Annotated in this window: 12 protein-coding genes and 1 pseudogene; 6 read left to right on the top strand and 7 right to left on the bottom strand. The window is 41.2% G+C overall.

The features are described from left to right. Positions 1–3: 3 nt before the first annotated feature. Positions 4–1,584: an AlwI family type II restriction endonuclease gene (locus tag QYZ87_03840; protein MDN4753662.1), complete on the top strand. Its 1,581-nt coding sequence runs from the start codon at positions 4–6 to the stop codon at positions 1,582–1,584. A 42-nt stretch (positions 1,585–1,626) separates the two neighbouring features. On the opposite strand, the gene QYZ87_03835 is transcribed toward QYZ87_03840, so the two are convergent. Next, positions 1,627–2,364, bottom strand: coding sequence for an IS982 family transposase (locus QYZ87_03835; protein ID MDN4753661.1), 738 nt, complete (start codon positions 2,362–2,364; stop codon positions 1,627–1,629). A gap of 90 nt (positions 2,365–2,454) precedes the next feature. Between QYZ87_03835 and QYZ87_03830 the strand changes: the two genes are divergently transcribed. Then, entirely contained in the window at positions 2,455–3,597 is a 1,143-nt protein-coding gene (locus QYZ87_03830) for an IS256 family transposase (GenBank protein ID MDN4753660.1), read from the top strand. 203 nt (positions 3,598–3,800) lie between these two features. Here the strand turns inward: QYZ87_03830 and QYZ87_03825 are convergent. The 3 genes and pseudogenes from QYZ87_03825 to QYZ87_03815 form a co-directional block, all read right to left on the bottom strand. Next, positions 3,801–3,974 (bottom strand): annotated as a pseudogene (locus tag QYZ87_03825) (IS982 family transposase). Between the two features lie 199 nt (positions 3,975–4,173). Beyond that, positions 4,174–6,471 carry an outer membrane beta-barrel family protein gene (locus QYZ87_03820; GenBank protein ID MDN4753659.1) on the bottom strand — a complete coding sequence of 766 codons (2,298 nt, stop codon included), beginning with the start codon at positions 6,469–6,471 and terminating at the stop codon, positions 4,174–4,176. Positions 6,472–6,756: 285 nt separating this feature from the next. Further along, on the bottom strand, positions 6,757–7,845 hold the full coding sequence (locus tag QYZ87_03815; GenBank protein ID MDN4753658.1) for a hypothetical protein: 1,089 nt from the start codon (positions 7,843–7,845) through the stop codon (positions 6,757–6,759). A 269-nt stretch (positions 7,846–8,114) separates the two neighbouring features. Here QYZ87_03815 and QYZ87_03810 point away from each other — a divergent pair, with 269 nt between their 5' ends. Further along, positions 8,115–9,239, top strand: coding sequence for an IS5 family transposase (locus tag QYZ87_03810; GenBank protein MDN4753657.1), 1,125 nt, complete (start codon positions 8,115–8,117; stop codon positions 9,237–9,239). 144 nt (positions 9,240–9,383) lie between these two features. On the opposite strand, the gene QYZ87_03805 is transcribed toward QYZ87_03810, so the two are convergent. From QYZ87_03805 to QYZ87_03795, 3 genes are all read right to left on the bottom strand, one after another. Further along, complete coding sequence (locus tag QYZ87_03805; protein ID MDN4753656.1) at positions 9,384–10,745, bottom strand: TonB-dependent receptor; 1,362 nt, start codon at positions 10,743–10,745, stop codon at positions 9,384–9,386. Then, complete coding sequence (locus QYZ87_03800; protein ID MDN4753655.1) at positions 10,742–12,439, bottom strand: GLPGLI family protein; 1,698 nt, start codon at positions 12,437–12,439, stop codon at positions 10,742–10,744. The genes QYZ87_03805 and QYZ87_03800 overlap by 4 nt, the downstream gene beginning before the upstream one ends. Positions 12,440–13,119: 680 nt before the next feature. Then, positions 13,120–13,845: a LexA family transcriptional regulator gene (locus tag QYZ87_03795; GenBank protein MDN4753654.1), complete on the bottom strand. Its 726-nt coding sequence runs from the start codon at positions 13,843–13,845 to the stop codon at positions 13,120–13,122. A gap of 216 nt (positions 13,846–14,061) precedes the next feature. Between QYZ87_03795 and QYZ87_03790 the strand changes: the two genes are divergently transcribed. The 3 genes from QYZ87_03790 (at position 14,062) to QYZ87_03780 (ending at position 17,072) form a co-directional block, all read left to right on the top strand. Next, complete coding sequence (locus QYZ87_03790) at positions 14,062–14,316, top strand: hypothetical protein (GenBank protein MDN4753653.1); 255 nt, start codon at positions 14,062–14,064, stop codon at positions 14,314–14,316. Positions 14,317–14,329: 13 nt separating this feature from the next. Beyond that, a complete protein-coding gene (locus tag QYZ87_03785) occupies positions 14,330–14,701 on the top strand; it encodes a hypothetical protein (GenBank protein ID MDN4753652.1) in 372 nt (123 codons plus the stop codon). A gap of 286 nt (positions 14,702–14,987) precedes the next feature. Then, on the top strand, positions 14,988–17,072 hold the full coding sequence (locus QYZ87_03780; GenBank protein MDN4753651.1) for a hypothetical protein: 2,085 nt from the start codon (positions 14,988–14,990) through the stop codon (positions 17,070–17,072). Positions 17,073–17,078: the final 6 nt, after the last annotated feature.

The raw sequence follows: 17,078 nt of genomic DNA, 5'->3' as shown, positions 1-17,078 counted from the left end.
ATTATGGCACGAAATCGAGAATACAAGCCCCTCCTATTTACTACCACAGTTCGCAATCCCGAACGAATCAAAAGGCTACTATGGCTACTCAAACAGTTTGACGGAGAGGAACTTACCGATGATTTGGCTACTAAGGTGGTGGGCGAACTCATCCGCTACGGTCTCTACCGCCCTAAGAAAAAAACAGATAGCATCAAAGAGAAGTGGCAAGGTACGGAGCAAGGAGCATTTGGCAACACCCTCCTAAGTGACCGTGAGGTAGCTTGGATGCTGGAGCATAATCCCCAAAATCACAAAGAGGCGGGATTTGCTCACGGCTATGCCTCACGCTTTGCAACAATTTTTGATTTCACAAAGGAGCTGGGCTTCGTATATTTCAAGGTGGGAGAGCCTATCGAGTTTTCCACCATTGGCACTCGCTACGCATCCATCATCGAGGTAGATGTAAGGAGGGATAATATGCTAGCCATCACAGAGAGCCACCCTGAATACGAAACAGAGGCATTCTTGCAGGCGATGAGTAGGTCGCAACGTAAAAACCCCTTCGTCAAGGTGCTTAATGACAATATCCCCCTCGTCCTCCTCCTAAGAGTTATTAAGCTCCTCAATGCTGACCCACGCAATAATAATACAGGGATGTCACGTAGGGAATTGCCACTCCTTATCTTTTGGAAGGATAACAATGCACAAGCACTCTACGAAAGGATAATGAAGCTAAGGGAGGAGTATGGTTATACTCCCTCTGATGAAGTGATTTGTGACCTATGCACTGAGGAGATAATGGAGGGAGCCTTCAAGAAGTTTAAACCTAAGTCCATTATGCAGGAATACCCTGATGAGTTTATCCGCAAGATGAGGCTGACAGGGCTTATTACCCTACGAGGTGCAGGGCGGTTTATCGACATCAATCACAATGAGGATAAGAAAGTCGATTACATCCTAAGCCGTTATTTGACCTACCAAACCTATACCAATGAGCGAGACTACTTTGACTATATGGCTACGGTCGATAGTATGCTCTTAAGCCTAAGCACCGTATCTCCTACCACTACCCAAAGCCAGCATTTGCTCAATAACTGGGTTGGTATCTATGGTTGGGACAATATCAAGAGTGAGCTCCAAGTACTCGCCTCAGGGCAAAACTCCTCAGATGATGTGCTCCGCCTAATCCCTAAGCCCTCACGCCTAGAGTTTCTCACGGCGATGGCAATCAAGTATAACTTCCCTGACGTAGTGGTCACCCCCAATTATCCTACTGATGATGAGGGGTTACCCACCAGTACCGCTGGCGGAAATAGTGGAGATATTGAGTGTAAGGAGGAACACAATGGTATCCTAGTTGAGGTTACTATGGCTTCGGGGCGTACCCAAACGATCATGGAGATATGGCCTATAGAGCGACACTTAGAAAAGTATCAGATGAGATACCCCGAGGCTCAGTGTATATTTGTAGCCCCCTCCATATTCTCTGACTCTAGGAGGCAGATAGAGTATGTACACCATACGAAAGGTCACGAGATAAGACCCTACAAGATAGCCGACTTCATCACCTACCTAGAGCAATCCAATACCCTCTACCAATAAGGATTACATAAGTTGGTAACTATAGAATAACGCGAGTTCGATTTAAGCAACTGTAGCAAGAGCCTCTTTATCAATAATTTCAAGATTCAAGGAAGGCTTTTTAGGCATCAAGTTGTACGCAAGTAACGCTGAAAACAGATTGACTACGAAGTTATTAACACTGCGATGTCTCGTATGTTCTATTTGGCATACATTCTTTAAGAGATCATTGACGGTTTCTATGATGGATCTTTTTCGAAGGAGAATTTTATCATGAATATGCATTAGAGCATTCTTCATATTCTTCTTAAGTTTTGTAATCAAGTGAATATCATCAATAAAGAGCTTGTCAAATAGATTTTTTGAGATATATCCTCTATCCGCTATGAGCTTACCAAAGAGTTTCTTAGAGAAAGAGTCATCCTTTAGTGGTGCTCTGTCATCTGTATTACCAGGCGTGATCTGATAGGTGATAATCTCTCCTTTGTCATTGATAACAAGATGCAGTTTAAAGCCATAGAACCAACCCATTGTGGAGCGACCTTTCTGTGCCCAACCTTTCATAGTTTTATGATTTCTTTCCCGTTTGATATGGCAAGCTCTTAGAGGGGTAGAGTCAATGAAAGAAACACCTGTAGACTTTCCTAAGCAGCACATATTGAGAAGCATAACAAGCTTTAGCCCCACTTTAGTTTGAAGTTCAACAAAACGATTATAGCAGACTGTTTGAGGAAATTCGTTTTTAAGATGAATCTGAACATATTTGAGATAGAAGGACTTGAGGTCTCTATATCTTGACAGATACTGTCCCCAAAAAGTGTGTAAGTCCCAAGAATGTTATCTTTGAAAAGTTAAAAACAAAAGATAAACAAGAAGATGAGACTTACACAAATGCAATTTAAGGAAATTCTATCAAACGTGATGACAGAGCCAAATGGAGTTGGTCGTTTAATGGAGTTAATCATCGAAATAGCGATGCAAGGGGAGAGGGAACTGTATAAAGAAGATAGTGGCGATGTGAGCAATGGATACCGCCCCCGTCGCATCTTTGCGAGTGGTAATATGCTAGAATTACGAGTACCCCGAACTCGACAGCAGGGCTTCATGCCCTTGATTTTAGGCGTTCTCAAAGATCAAGAGAAAGAGATGGGAGAACTAGCAGGTTATCTATATAGCTGCGGTAATACGATGGAGGATATCTCTGGAGTATTCGAGCGTTTGTATGGTAAACGTTATAGTACGAGTCAAATCAATCGTCTCTCCTTATCGACCCAAGAAGCAGTAGAAGAGTGGCGTCAAAGACGTCTACCGAGGACTTTAGAGGCACTTGTTATCGATGCTACATATCTTCCTGTACGGAGAGGAGAAAGTGTGAGCAAGGAGGCATTTTTTGTAGTGATGAGTTTAGATAGCGAAGGACGTCGAGACATCGTGGGTGTCTATAATAATCCAACAGAGGGAAGCGGCATCTGGGGCGAGTTTTTTGAGGATCTAAAAAGCCGAGGACTCGAAGTGGTAGGACTAATCATTTCAGACGGGTTGAATAACATTGAAGAGGTTGCACGTGAGCACTTTACAGAAGTGGAAGTCCAGCTCTGCACGGTGCATCTACAGCGAGAAATAACTCGAAAGATACGCCCTCGAGATAAGTCAGCCATCGCAAGTGATCTACAGGAGGTCTTTAGTAAAGACGGCTCAAGAAGCTCACCTTTAGATGGCCTAGAGAGCTTTAAAAACTTTGCGTTCAGATGGCGTAAGAGCTATCCTTTTCTCACAAAAATAGCTAACGGTCAGAGGATAGAGTATTACTTCACATACCTAAAATACGACGTCAGTGTTCGCAAGTACATTCATAGTACTAACTGGATAGAACGCTTCAATAGACAGGTAAAGAAAGGGGCTCGATATAAATGTGCATTACCTAGCGTAGAATCCGCTCTACACTTGATAGGTAGTATTGCAATCAATGCAAACTATCTGAAGAAAAGAATAGGAGATCTAACTCTTGGACTTAGGAAGAACAATGAAAAGTAAATAACAACAATGTGCTTTATTTTCCAACACAAAGATATCAACCTAAAAGAATACGGCAAGGCGGTGTCTCCGCGGTGCTACGACAGCCTTGCCTTAATTCTTTATTGGTCTATCTTTAATGTTTATGGAAAACAAAGCGAAAAAATATGTAGGTTTGCTTTTCAGAGACGCATTCTGCCGTACACACTTTTGGGGACACTACCTCTTGACATGTGAAAAAGTATGAGTATTGTCATGACCTCACTGTCAGAAAGACGTGATTTTCTCTTTCTTCTCTTCTTACCTCCTTGTTCTATAGCATTCTCAGCAACAACACGATCAAACTGAATAGAGAAATCATCGATAATACAAAATAATTCTAGTATATTTGTTGTCATAAAAGTGGTGTTTTATTTTCTTGTAATTAATTGATAGTCAATTACTAAGATACAAATAACTCACCACTTTTCCTAATATATTTCACTCTATTTCTTATGTCGAACTCACGTTAAAAAAAGGGCGTCACAAATCGCTACACGTTGTGACACCCCTTTACACGATTTTTGTAAATAATAAAACTATGTAAATGATATTACATTAAAGACGATTAATCTCATCCGTTGATTGTGTTCCTTGATAGCGATACTTCTTGCTGTTAAAGTTATATGTGACAGTGAGAGCAACCCTACGACTATCAAACTTTGTGTGATTGTATATCTCTATTTTATTCATCCTAAACAGATACTCTTCCTTTGAGGTATTGAGTAAGTCCGAGATGTCAAGGCTAACAGATAGTTTATTATCCATGAACTTCTTCATCAATCGCATGGAAACAACATGTACTGGCTCAAATAATGCAATGTCATTATTTCCTCTGGATTGAAAACTATAATTAGCCCAAAGGTATATATCATGAGGAAAAGTGAACGTGTTTTTCTGTGAGATAGTAAATATCTCGCGGTTGTATGTCTCATCTCCCACTTTCACATACGGCTTATCATACCCCACATAGATATTTGGTTGCCACCACCCTATCTTTTTTTGATAAGAAGCATATAACTGGAGGGTTTGAGCTTGCTTCAAGTTTTTGTGCTGAAATAAGACAATGGGTTCGTCTCTATACAGTGATATATCCGCATATATCAAATCATTAATGCTTGAGAATGAGCCCCCTATCATCAAACCATCTTTTTGGATGTCTAGTGAAAGGATATGACTAATCATAGGTTTGAGATACGGATTCCCACTCTCAAACATGTCTGATGAGTTATATTGCACACCACTTCTTAGCTGATTATATGATGGTCGGGAAATAGTACTCCTATAGCTTAACTGGGCATTTAGCCAACCCTGATAAACCACAGAAGCATTAGGAAAGAGATTATGATATTGCTTTGATTGCTCTTTTTGTTGCTCTCCATTCTTAACGTATTCAAATTCATTAAATTCATATCTCAATCCTATCTGAGAAGAAAAGTGATTAAAACTCTTTGAATAAGTCAAAAAACCTGCTGCAGCCATATTCTTAAGACGATTATCTCCTCCATCAATAAGGCTTAAAGATGACGAAAAAGACTGATGATTATCCGTTTTAGACGCCTCGGCACCTATACTTAACTCCCCACCCCATAGATTAATCATATTTATAAGTCGTGCTGCGTACAATCTCGAATTCATACTATACCCATTGATAATATCGTCTGAAGCACTCCCTTGTACGACATTCTCATCGCTATTTGACTTCGTGTCAAATATATCAGCATCTAGCTTCACGCTATAATTATCTGTGAAACGCCCCAACCAATAAAAATTTAGGCTATGTGTCTTACCCGTATCTTTCTTATCCTTGATAAACGTGTCCTCTATATTCCCCATCGCAGTTTGAGATATAGTGGAAGATTCTGTATGTATATCACCCTTTGATTTATGAGAAAAGATATACTTAAGACCTAGACTATGATTTTCAGAGGGCAAGTAGTTAAGACCCAACGTATAATGCTGAGTTAGCCTCTTAATCCTCTTCTTAGACTCGTCCAACACCTCTTTGGCTATTTCAGTAGGAAAAACTATGGTATATGACTGATCTGATGCATTATCTGATTGAATATTATATACAGAGCCAAAGATATCCAGAGCACCTCTTCGATATTGGAGGAAAAGATATTGGTCTGAAGACACGTTATGACCAACACTAACCTTTCCAAACAGAGAACCACCTAAACCTGTATCAAGAGGCTTGTAAGTAGTAATCAATAAAACACTCGAAACCGATGCATCATACTGAGCTCCAGGATTAGTAATCACCTGGACAGATTTAATATCTGTTGACTTCAGTTGCTTCACCTCCTGAATACTATTTGCTTTTCTTCCATTGATGTATATAAGAGGGGTCCCTCTACCCAGGACAGAGATAGACTCAGAGTTACCTGACAACATAGGAAGCTGTGCTAGTAGATCCATACCTGTACCAATCTGAGACAATGGGGAGTCTTTGAGAGAGATAGAGATACCGTCATTAGTTATAGAGGTCATAGGTCTTCTCTTAGCTGTAATGACAACATCGACTAACATCTCATAGGACTCCTTAAGCTCCACTGTATATTTAAGTTCTGCCAAGTCGGTAATCGTATGACTAGCGAACCCCAAGGCAGAGATCGTCATGACTCGCTGATCTAGAGGTCTTATATCAGCCGTAACAATACAAAAGAGCCCAGCCTCATCGGTCACACCACCCGTAATAAGCGTGCTATCTGCTTTATTTCTTATAGTGACATTAATAAATGGCAGTGGATTCTGTTGTTCATCCACCACCTTTACCTCCAACAACTCTTGTGCATACCCCACCACACCAAATAAGACACAACAAAAAAACAATGCCAGTCTCTTGTTTCTCATAATCATCATAGTTTAATTGGCAATTAAAAAGATCTACAAAACGTAGTAATCAATAAAGCTTCTTGTCCAAATTCGTTATATTTTTTTCAATGGAAAGCCAGCCATTCAATACTGAACAAAAGTAATCAGTAGTACCGTAAAAAGCAAGCAATCTCTAACAGACTTGCCCTTTCTATTATCGTAGGATCACTATATCAACATGTTATCTAAGTTGTACTATGATTTTATAAATCAAAGGGTGCAGTCTATGCGGTTAAAAATATATCACAACCAATAGAAGATATGCTAGATTCGAAGAAAGAGACTAAGTAATACTTCAAATGGACGAATATTATAATTTACACTCTGACTTGTCAAAGAACTAAACATAGTATAACCATACATACGATTATTAAGTAAGTTGCGAGCGGCAAGGCTCAACTCCCATTTATCATTTGGTGAATATACAATTCCTGCATCGATAAGAAAATAGTGCTTCTTAACATGGTCCGAAATTTCATTATAATAATAATCGCCCATCAGCTCGACTCTGAATAGCTTCATTGGAGTAAGCACAACCTCCAAGTTCTGTGAATAGTTGTTCCTAAAATGCTTATCATTACCTTTTAAACGCTCTCCTATCCTATTGAACGTCATAGCATAAGAAAGACTTAGCCAAGATGTAGGACGTGAAGAGAGGTAAGCTTTGAGCATTGCATTACGGAATTGATAAGATGTTAGTTCATCTTGCAGATAAACCTCTTGCTTTCCAAATGAATAAAAACCTCTAATACCCAACGTCGTATGCCACCACATCAATCCTTTGCTAGAGTTTCCACTTAAAGTGAACATAGAGCCGCTATTGATCTGAGGAATAAGTTTGTATATCATATAGCCCTCTTTAAAGTCACGGCTATTCATTTGAGTCGATTTCAAATGAGAAAAGCCGAAAGAGATATTGGCAAAGAGTGCGTCTAAAGCGTTCTTATAGTCCGCACCAATAGAAGCATTAAAATTATCATGTTTATTCAATTCATTTAGCCCTAAAGACAGAACATGATAGTTTCTTAAAACATAGCCATCATACCATTCCTGATCATTGAGGATACCACTGAAATATTTTGCGATACCCTTGAACTTTAATCGATTCGTTGCTTGAAGAGCTAACTGAGCCATAGGTGCAAAGGCAAAGCTTTGTTCATTCCTTTTCTCGTCGTTTTTAAAAGTATATGATGTCCAATAAATAGGCAAGCTTAAATCGCCTTCAAACGCATTAAAATGGAAGCTAAATGCGGGAATACCATATATCTGAAAAGAATTAACCGAAAGATTATTATCCAACGGTGACAAATCCAATTCAAAGCCTACCAAATCACTTTGAAATTGGCGTCGCATGGTTGAAATACCTAATTTGGTTGAGAATTCATGCCCATTGAAGATATAACTTAGACGAGTATTAGTATTGCTAAAGAATAACTGTGAAGAAATATCTTGTTTGATATGATTATCCCCCTTCCGTATTCTTAAAACGCTTGGTTGCTTTTGCCATTTAGAGAATGTTGCACGAAAAACCGGCTAAAATTATTGCGTATATCATTGATTATTAGTATCTTTAGTGTGTAATTAAGGGGAGAATATAGTATTGATTTATAGCGACAATAGTTATGGGATTCAAGCAAACGAGCAACAATGCACCCTCATTTACTGAGGTGTTTACCGAATTGAGAAGTTCTAGAGCACGCAATGAGTTTCTAGAGCAAATTGACAAACTCATTGATTGGAGACCATTTCAAACGCTCATAAATAAAAAGCTAAATAAGAGAGCTGAAGCGAAAGGCGAACCTACTTATGATGGAGTCCTAATGTTTAAGATCCTGCTTTTAGAGACGTGGTATAATTTGAGTGACCGAGCCGTTGAAGAACGTATTAACGACTCCATCAGCTTTGGTAAGTTTCTTGACATTGATATGGAACACGTCTCTCCCGATCACAGCACCATTTGTCGTTTTCGCAATGCGATTGTAGAGAAAGGCTTGTGGGATAAACTTTTGAGCCTTCTCAATAAGCAGCTACAACGCCATGGGATTATGAAGATTGAGACGGGAGCATTGGTTGATGCAAGTATAGTTGATAGCCCATATGCCCCCGATGGTTCTGTCAAGATAGAAGTCGCCGAGGATAGAGAGGACACCAGAAGCGAAGAAGCTAAAGAGGAAGAGCGGAGCTATCAAGTAAAAGTGGGTAGCGCGAAACTAGGTGTGGATACTGAAGCTCGCTGGGTGGTAAAATGTAAGAAGTTTAGATATGGGTACAAGAAACATGTCTTGACAGACGGTGAAGGACTTGTGCATACCCTTACCACCACATCTGCCAATGTCTCAGACACCACAGAATTTCCAACTCTCATAGAGAAAGGAGCCCTTCAAAAAGGAGTAATGGTATTAGCCGATAAAGGGTACACCTCCAAGGCCAATAGAGAACATTTATCTGGTCACGGGCTCAAAGATGGGATAATGAGAAAAGCGACAAAGGGGAAGCCACTTAGTGATAAAGATAAAGAATTCAACCGACAGATAAGCCAGTATCGAAATAAAATTGAGCGTACTTTTGGAAGTATCAGGCGCTGGTTTCACGGAGGGAGGTGCCGATATCGAGGGTTAGCTAAGACGCATGCACAAAATATACTTGAAGCCATTTGCTACAACATCAAAAGAGCTCCCCAGTTATACCTCAATACATTATTGAAAAATGAAGAAGCCTCTATAAGAGGAGCACTTGTTATGAGATAAGTACTAGAAATCCTCTGTAAAAGCTCATATTTAGAGCTTTTACAGAGGAGAATAATCAAAAAACAAGGCGATTTTTCAAGAAAGACAAGACGAAAATCTGCAAAAAGTCAGTCAAAAACGTCTAAACTCGAATGTGCAACAGTCTCATTTAATATATGAATGTACCGCATATCCTTTTTGCCCCTTTCGTATCAGGAAATCCAAATTGTTCTCTATCACCCCATTTTTAGCACTGACTCTTTGCTCATTAGGGAAAGTACCGAGAGTATTAAGATTTGACTTATCCCAATCATAACGACCAATCAGCCTATTTTTCACGTAAAGGTGAGACTTATTCACGAGCAGATTGGTTTCAATGGACAAGTGATTATTTCTGTCATGTGCATTTTCTTCACTCTCAATGATCTCCTCTCCCTCCTTAAAATAGTATATAAGATTGTGAGTATTTTGGCTATCATCAGTCTGGTGGCTATAGTTTACCCGACTAGTTAGATCTATATCTTCACTTAGGCCCCAGAGATTGTTTATACTAGCCATATGAGTGGGACCTATTCGAGTTTTTTCTTGTCCGAGCTGATTGGGATTCTTTCCTGAGATACTAAAAGGGGCCGATAATGAGTAATTATCAGACCATCTAGAAGATTCTTCACTGAGCTCAAGTTCTCTATTGATAGAGGAGGCTGGACGTCCTACATTAGAAGTTTTAGCAGTAGCCAGCATCTGCTTGCTTTTCTTAAAACGCATTAGGGATAATTGTGCATCCCACAAGAATGCCGGAGAGTGATTTAAATAACCAGCTCCGAGATTACTAGTACCTACCAAACGACTTTTGGCATCTTCTTTGAGCTTTATGTTGATTGCTGGATTTTGTGAAAAAGAGATATCATTCATCGCCTTGATAGGTTGATGGTTTTCTAAGACTTCAACAGCTCCAACATCATCTGGATTTATGGTATTAGTGGCGACTCCATAACGCTCACCAAGCATATCTCTTCCTTCAATATAAAATCTATTAATACTAACACCCTGATACTTAATCTGTCCTCTATCTCCGACTTCTATACCAGGCATCTTTTTAAGCACATCAGCCAATGACTTGTCTTGTATTTCACTAAAATTAGAAACCAGATAAGTAACAGTATCTCCTTGTGCTCTAATAGGCTCTGCGGTAACCACGACCTCGTTCAGAACCGTTGCCTCCTCAGCTATTTTGATGACATAATAGTTCTTCTGAGAGACCACCTTAGTGCTATCTGTTGAATATCCCAGCATAGAGACACGGAGAGTCAAACCTTCTCTAGGTTCTACTTTAATTGAAAAGTGTCCTTCATCATCTGATCTACAATAGGCTATCGCACCTTTTGTATTTTCCTTAGTAAGTGTCACAATCGCACCGGGAATAGGTGTTCCATCTTTCTTATCTATTATTTGACCACCTATTTGTGCGTTCAAAACTACGCATGTGAAGATGTACAAAACAGTCAGGATGTATAGCTTCCGTTTCATTCTATTTCTTTCTGTTTAGGATAATTATTTTGCTTACTACTCGTCCCTAATAGAGATAGTTCACCTCCCGATTGGCTATATAGGACTTTGCTCTTTTGTAGTTTTTCTCTCTCGATAGAACTTGCTGACTTATCAATTAATACTTCGTAATCTAATAGGGCTTTCTTTTGCTCCAAACCTGTTAGCATATAATAATACTGTTTCTGTATATCATAAGCTTCACAAATAAGGCCGGGGAGTCCATATAGTTTCCAAGGGCCATTGCTAACAGGTATCTCATAGGCAAACCATGCAACCCACGTCCTCCCCCTAAAGGTTGTGGTAGCCATTTGACACTCATATCCAAGGACGACTTTGATACTATCAGATAAAGTCCAATCAAGATGCACTTCATCCTCGTAGAAATACTGTTCATTACCGATGGTATCATACACCTTCATAAACTCAGGAGAATCCCCCTTAATAATGAGTTCTTGATCCCCTAACCGTGGTAAGTTATTCATAAAATCAAGAAGGGAGCCGCCAGCATTAACCTTTGTCATTCCTTTTTGAAATAGCTCTTGCCATTTTTTCCGACCTTCTTTACTACCATAGACACTCTTCATCTCATAAGTTCTAAGGCTATAGTAAACAGACTTATCTGGATAGATCTGCATTATATGGATATCTGGTCGGAATGTTGAACCATTTAGAGTGTCCTTTTGGTATATGTACTGATATTTCAATAGTAAGTGGTCAGAAGAGGGCTGCCCAGGAATGCTCAAAGAATCCTGGCTATGTTCAATAGGAGAGGTTGTGGATGAGAGGGAATCAATACGATGATCATCACCTATATAATCACACTCGAGAAAGTCATGCTCTAGAGATTTTGCTCTCCGTTGTCTATAACGAGTCCTAACCCCAGATTGTATTATCGTCTGAATCGTTTGATTCTTTTCTATTGCTCCACCCTCTAACATCTGACGAAGATCCTTAAGATACGAGATTCGATCAACTTTTGTAAAGGGAGTATCGAAAAATTGAATCCAACGAATAGGAATAGGATTTTCCAAGTGGGTCTTGACATCAATCGCTGTCCATACAAACTCTTTGGCATCATCATAGATCTCTAGAATTACACCTGGCAAACCCTCGAATTTCCAAGGACCTATGTCAGATGGAAGATCTTTAGTAAACCAAGCTTCAAACTTGCGACCACGAAAATCGCAGACCGCTCTACATGCGACATAACCAGCGATTGACTTAGTGTCAGAATCCTTAATTATCCAGGATATCTGCTCTAATGGTTCTTCATATAGGACTGGAACATAAAAATTTTTACTCTCATACACTGTTACTTGTCTATTAGTCCAATCTATATAAACATATTCAGGCAGTGTATGAGGTTCAATAAAGAGTGACGCATTCTTCTCTTGCATCCCTTTCTTGAATTGTTGAAGTATTATTTTGTCTCCATCTAGAGAATTTTTAATTGAATCCGAGTAATAGGTGCTATACATATACGATAGAGAATACTTTTCACCGCTCAATAAGATCATAGTGTCAACCATAGATGAAGCCCCCATGACTTTCTTTTGCATCTCAAATCTATATTTTACCTCTATCTGAGCTTGATCCAATACAGCAAAAGGGGCTGGAATATCTTGGGAGAATCCCCAAAAAGAAAAAGTGAATATAAATAGAGTACAATAAATAGGGGGGAGGGAACGAAGCGTACTTGGATAATATAGGGGTTTAGGGGTCGTATGTGTTTATATGATAGTGGGTTATGATGGAATGATGGAGAGGTGATGGAGAAAACGAAATGTTTATTTTGGTTGATTTTGGGTTAATTTTGGGGGTGGATGGTCGAAGGATGGTCGAGTAAATGTTAATCGGGTGATGCTGGAGCATTGAAATAGCATCGTAATTGTGGGTAAAAAGGGCGGAAAGCTGGCTTGTGTGCTGGCTTTTCGCTTTTTATTATGTCCGATCCCAGTGGTGGTCGAATTGCTCGAATGTGGGGGAATTTAGAGGTGTGTTTTAGTGGTGATCGAGGGGTGGTCGGAGGATGCTCGAGCGGTGTTTTTTGCCCTTGGGTATGCAGTAGGGTATGCAGTAGGGTATGCACTTTTAATTGTTAAATCAAAACGAAATGGGATTGTAGGGTATGCGGTAGGGTACGCAGTTGAGCGCACAAATTGGGTAAGTATGATATGGACAAATGCACCTTTTGAAGACGTAAACGGGTGAAATATGGTTTTAAGGTACCCACTAAGTACCCCCACAAAATACACACTTTTTCTCGAAAAAATGGCTTAACATACTGTATATTAGTTGTATATGCTTTGTTGTGCCTGTTTTTGTGAATTTCCATAGGTACGAGTCGTTTGTATTATGCTATGGTATGAAAGGATACGGATACCTTTACGAGTGCGATGTGCCTCACTTGCTCCAATGATATATACATCGGTTGGTACCTCTCATTTTCCGAAGTTAGTAGGATTCTGTCCTCCTCTCCATCTACCCTTTGTACATACTTAACCACGATCATGGAGTCGCCATCCATATCGAAATCGACGATATACATGTGCCCATACATTATATTATTAATGTCGTGCTCCTTATATAGTAGTATATCTCCGCTCTTGACGGTTGGTGCCATGCTGTCGCCTCGTGCTACAATTGCCCCATCACACCTCGGTGCGTTTGGTATAGAGATGTAGTCAATGATGTGTTGGCTGATGTCACCTTGTGCAAAAAGCCCTGCTGTTGCCTCCAGTTCGTATAGAGGCACCTTTTGCTGCTGTATCTGCTTTTCCTCCACCTTAAAATCACCAATGGTCTTCACCTCTGGCTGGTTTCGTTGAATGGAGTGGTCGAATGAAGCGACGGACGGCACCTTGCGAAGCATTTCGCCTTGGCCTGTTAAGAGCCAATCAGCGGATATATCGAAAGATTTTACTATCTTTGCTAAAGCATCAGCTGATGGCTGAGTTCCATTTATATAGCTACGCACTCTTGCTTCACTTAATCCCACTTTGAGTCCGAAGGCACTCTTATTACCCTCTGTGAAATTATCAACGAGTCTTTCTATTCGTTTTTCTATACCTATACACATCTCGTAAAATAATTCGTATTATTATTCGATAAATATTTGTTTGTCGAAATATATTTCGTATCTTTGTACACAGATAAACAATGTTGAATGGCTACAAATATACCGAATATGAAGCAGATTATTGTTACGAACGAAATTCGCGAGCGCTTGATGCAGCTCTTTGAGGTGAACCGAACTACGATTTGGCGCGCCTTAAATTATCGAGGAGAGAGTGCGTTGTACCCCAAGATCCGCACCGCAGCCATCGAGATGGGTGGTGAAGTGGTGGGCAGTGATAAGCTGGAGACCAGCTACCCTGTTGGTCGCATGGTGCAGACCTATGGCGGCCGCCTACGGATAGAGACCGACCTAGGCAATGCCCTCACCATTGTATATGTCGATGGCGAAGAGCAGGAGCGACAGAAGGGTCTCAGTGTGGACCGATACACCCGCCTACAAGAGCGCTACATTCGCAAAGTTGATGTGCAGTAAGTAGCGAAAGAATATGGAGTACTACCAAGAAGCTACATATAGAAAGGATAACAATATGGAAAATATGATTGGCACATGCGGGCTATTGCCCCAAGAGGAACAGGAGTTATGGGATAATAAGCTGGAGAAGCAAGGACTAAAAGAGATACCTGCAAACCTCGAGGAGCATCTATTAGAAGAGTTGCAAAACATCAAATCCCTCTGCGATGAAGCAATACGAGAAATTAACACAGCAGGTATTACCTCCCGTGTCAGTGATATATTGGCTGAAGAGGTGCCCGAAAAGAGCGAGGGTCTATTTGATTTGATTGTCTATCGGGGTCGTAAGTCTAACTCTGAACTTTACATTGCCACTGAAGATAAAATTAAGCAACGCACACTGTAATGACTCTCTAAAGATGATAGTCTCATGAGCGTAAGCAGTCTGATAAATGAGCAGGTCACGACGAAGTACATCTCCTTTTCTAGCAGATTTGTGCTCTGAGTATCTAACACCAGCACATGCCCAGGAGTCACAAAGCTTTTTAGCGAGCTTGGTTATTTCTAGACATTCAGCGTGATACTCACTTTCTATTCTTAGGTCTATCACAGTTTCATATTTACCATTATACATATTACTACAATCAAAATAGATTAGACAATACAAGTTCTAGTTACAAATATAAGTGTTTATGGAGTATTACCAGGGGCGTATATGTATGAGTTTTGATGACCTTACGACTGGCGAGCCGCCAATCGTAAATTACAGAACTCTTCTGAGTTGGTTGCAACGCAAAACTGCGATCTATGCCCGCAAGGCGTACGGTGAGGGTGTAACTGCCCTCGTTGACTACGATACCCTGCCCAAAAAAGCCAAGGCGGCAATCATCGAGAGGTATGGTGATCCGCACGAGCTCCTCCAGCCAAAAGGCGAGCTGGCTTGGTTGCCAGAGGATTTTGACGCAAAAATATACTTCAATTATGAGTTCCAATATGAGTTGGGTGGGCAAATGGTTGGTCTTGAGGATCACTTCGCGGATGAATATGAACTTAATGCCCGAGTTCTGAATGCGATCATCGCCCGCCAAGCTGAGCTCCAGCAGATGACTAATAAACTCAACAACAGACGCACGAATACTTGGAAATTGCTCCACCAGTATAGCGAGGAGCTACGCCAGGACTACGCCCATACCCTGCCTAAGAGTATGAGCCGCCTACAGAAGAAGGTGAACGAATATAAGCGAGAGGGATACGCGTGCTTGATCAGTGGCAAAATTGGCAACAGCAATACGGCGAAGATCACCCAAGAGGCAGGTGAATACCTCATTGCCCTGATGCGCAATCGTGAGTATGTGCATGACTTCGATAGTGCCCTCTTGGCATACAATCAATTTGCCATCGAAAAGGGATGGGAAACTATCCAGAGTGTCAGTACCATCCGTGATTATCTCAAAGATCCCGCGATTAAGCCCTTGTGGCTCGGCCAGCAGGTGGGCGAGAGCGTTGCGAATGCTAAGTATGGTGCACAGCTTATCGGACTCGAAAAGCCTAGATACGCCAATGCCCTGTGGGCGGCAGACGGCACGAAGTTCAATATCTACTACCTCAATAAAGAGGGTAAAAGGGTCCACACCGATATCTACATGATATTCGACGTCTGTACAGGCTATTGCGTTGGGTGGTCCTTGGGTCAGGAGAGTGCCTTCGGTTCGCAGTACCAAGCGTATCGGATGGCGATGGATGTAGCAGGGGTGAAGCCCTTCCAACTGGTGATGGACAATCAGAGCTCACAGCGTAAGCTTGACAGGGTTGGATTTTTCTCGAAGATGACCGAAGTGGGTGTGCGATTCAAGACCCCTTACCGCAAGCAAGCCAACCCAGCTGAAAGCCTCATTGGGCAATTCCAATCTAGCATCCTCAGGCATTACCCCTACTTTACTGGGTACAACATCACCTCCAAGAGCGAGCTGAGCGCAGCCAACCTTGAGTGGATTAATGCTAATCTCGACAAATTACCCACCTACGACACCCTCAAGGAGTTTACCGCCAACTGCATCCATCAGTGGAATAGCCAAGTGGTAGAGGGCGAGTTTACTCGTGAGCAGCTGTACAAAGTAGAGCGGGTCAATCCAGATCGTATGGAGCTCACCACCGAAGATTATGTGGAACTATTCTGGGAGAAGCGACCAAGGCAAAGCACCTTCCTGCAGGGCGGGCTTACCATCACAGAGGATAATAAGGAGTATTATTACGAAGCCTATACACCCGATGGCGAAATTGATATCGAGTGGCGTATGAGCAACACCCGCCGACAATTTGGCGTGAAGTATGACCCTCTGGACCTTACGAAAATCGCCATCTACCGAGTGGATAAGGGCGATGTGTGGAGGTTTGAGCGTTATCTACACCCAGCCATTAAAGTGGCTATGGCGGCAGAAGACCGCACCGCGAAGGATGATGAACTGACCAAAAAGCTACTGGATGCGGATAAGGAGATGCGGGTGCGTAGAGATGCGATTGGAAAGGCCATAGATATCAAGTATCAGCAGCATGAAAAGAGCAACTACCCCCGTATGCTTGGGGCATCCAAAGCGGACAATGAGCGTGCTGTGGAGCTTGCACAAGAGCTTGCCAAAGTGGATGATGTTACTATTTCGCTTAAGAATGCCACCACATCGCTGGCGGTGATTAAGAAGGTAGAGAGTAAGATGGATTGGTCCGATGTACGACCACTCACCAATCAAGAAATGAAAGGAAAACTAATCGAGAAATTATAATATAAA

This window comes from Porphyromonadaceae bacterium W3.11 (assembly GCA_030434245.1).
Classification (GTDB): Bacteria; Bacteroidota; Bacteroidia; order Bacteroidales; family Porphyromonadaceae; genus Porphyromonas_A.
This window is presented reverse-complemented; position numbering and strand designations above follow the sequence as displayed.

What these genes read in the sequence shown, in the direction of transcription:
- QYZ87_03840 (MDN4753662.1), top strand. Translation starts at nt 4, where the DNA reads ATGGCACGAAATCGAGAATACAAGCCCCTCCTATTTACTACCACAGTT.
- QYZ87_03830 (MDN4753660.1), top strand. Translation starts at nt 2,455, where the DNA reads ATGCAATTTAAGGAAATTCTATCAAACGTGATGACAGAGCCAAATGGA.
- QYZ87_03820 (MDN4753659.1), bottom strand. Translation starts at nt 6,471, where the DNA reads ATGAGAAACAAGAGACTGGCATTGTTTTTTTGTTGTGTCTTATTTGGT.
- QYZ87_03815 (MDN4753658.1), bottom strand. Translation starts at nt 7,845, where the DNA reads ATGCGACGCCAATTTCAAAGTGATTTGGTAGGCTTTGAATTGGATTTG.
- QYZ87_03810 (MDN4753657.1), top strand. Translation starts at nt 8,115, where the DNA reads ATGGGATTCAAGCAAACGAGCAACAATGCACCCTCATTTACTGAGGTG.
- QYZ87_03805 (MDN4753656.1), bottom strand. Translation starts at nt 10,745, where the DNA reads ATGAAACGGAAGCTATACATCCTGACTGTTTTGTACATCTTCACATGC.
- QYZ87_03795 (MDN4753654.1), bottom strand. Translation starts at nt 13,845, where the DNA reads ATGTGTATAGGTATAGAAAAACGAATAGAAAGACTCGTTGATAATTTC.
- QYZ87_03785 (MDN4753652.1), top strand. Translation starts at nt 14,330, where the DNA reads ATGGAGTACTACCAAGAAGCTACATATAGAAAGGATAACAATATGGAA.
- QYZ87_03780 (MDN4753651.1), top strand. Translation starts at nt 14,988, where the DNA reads ATGGAGTATTACCAGGGGCGTATATGTATGAGTTTTGATGACCTTACG.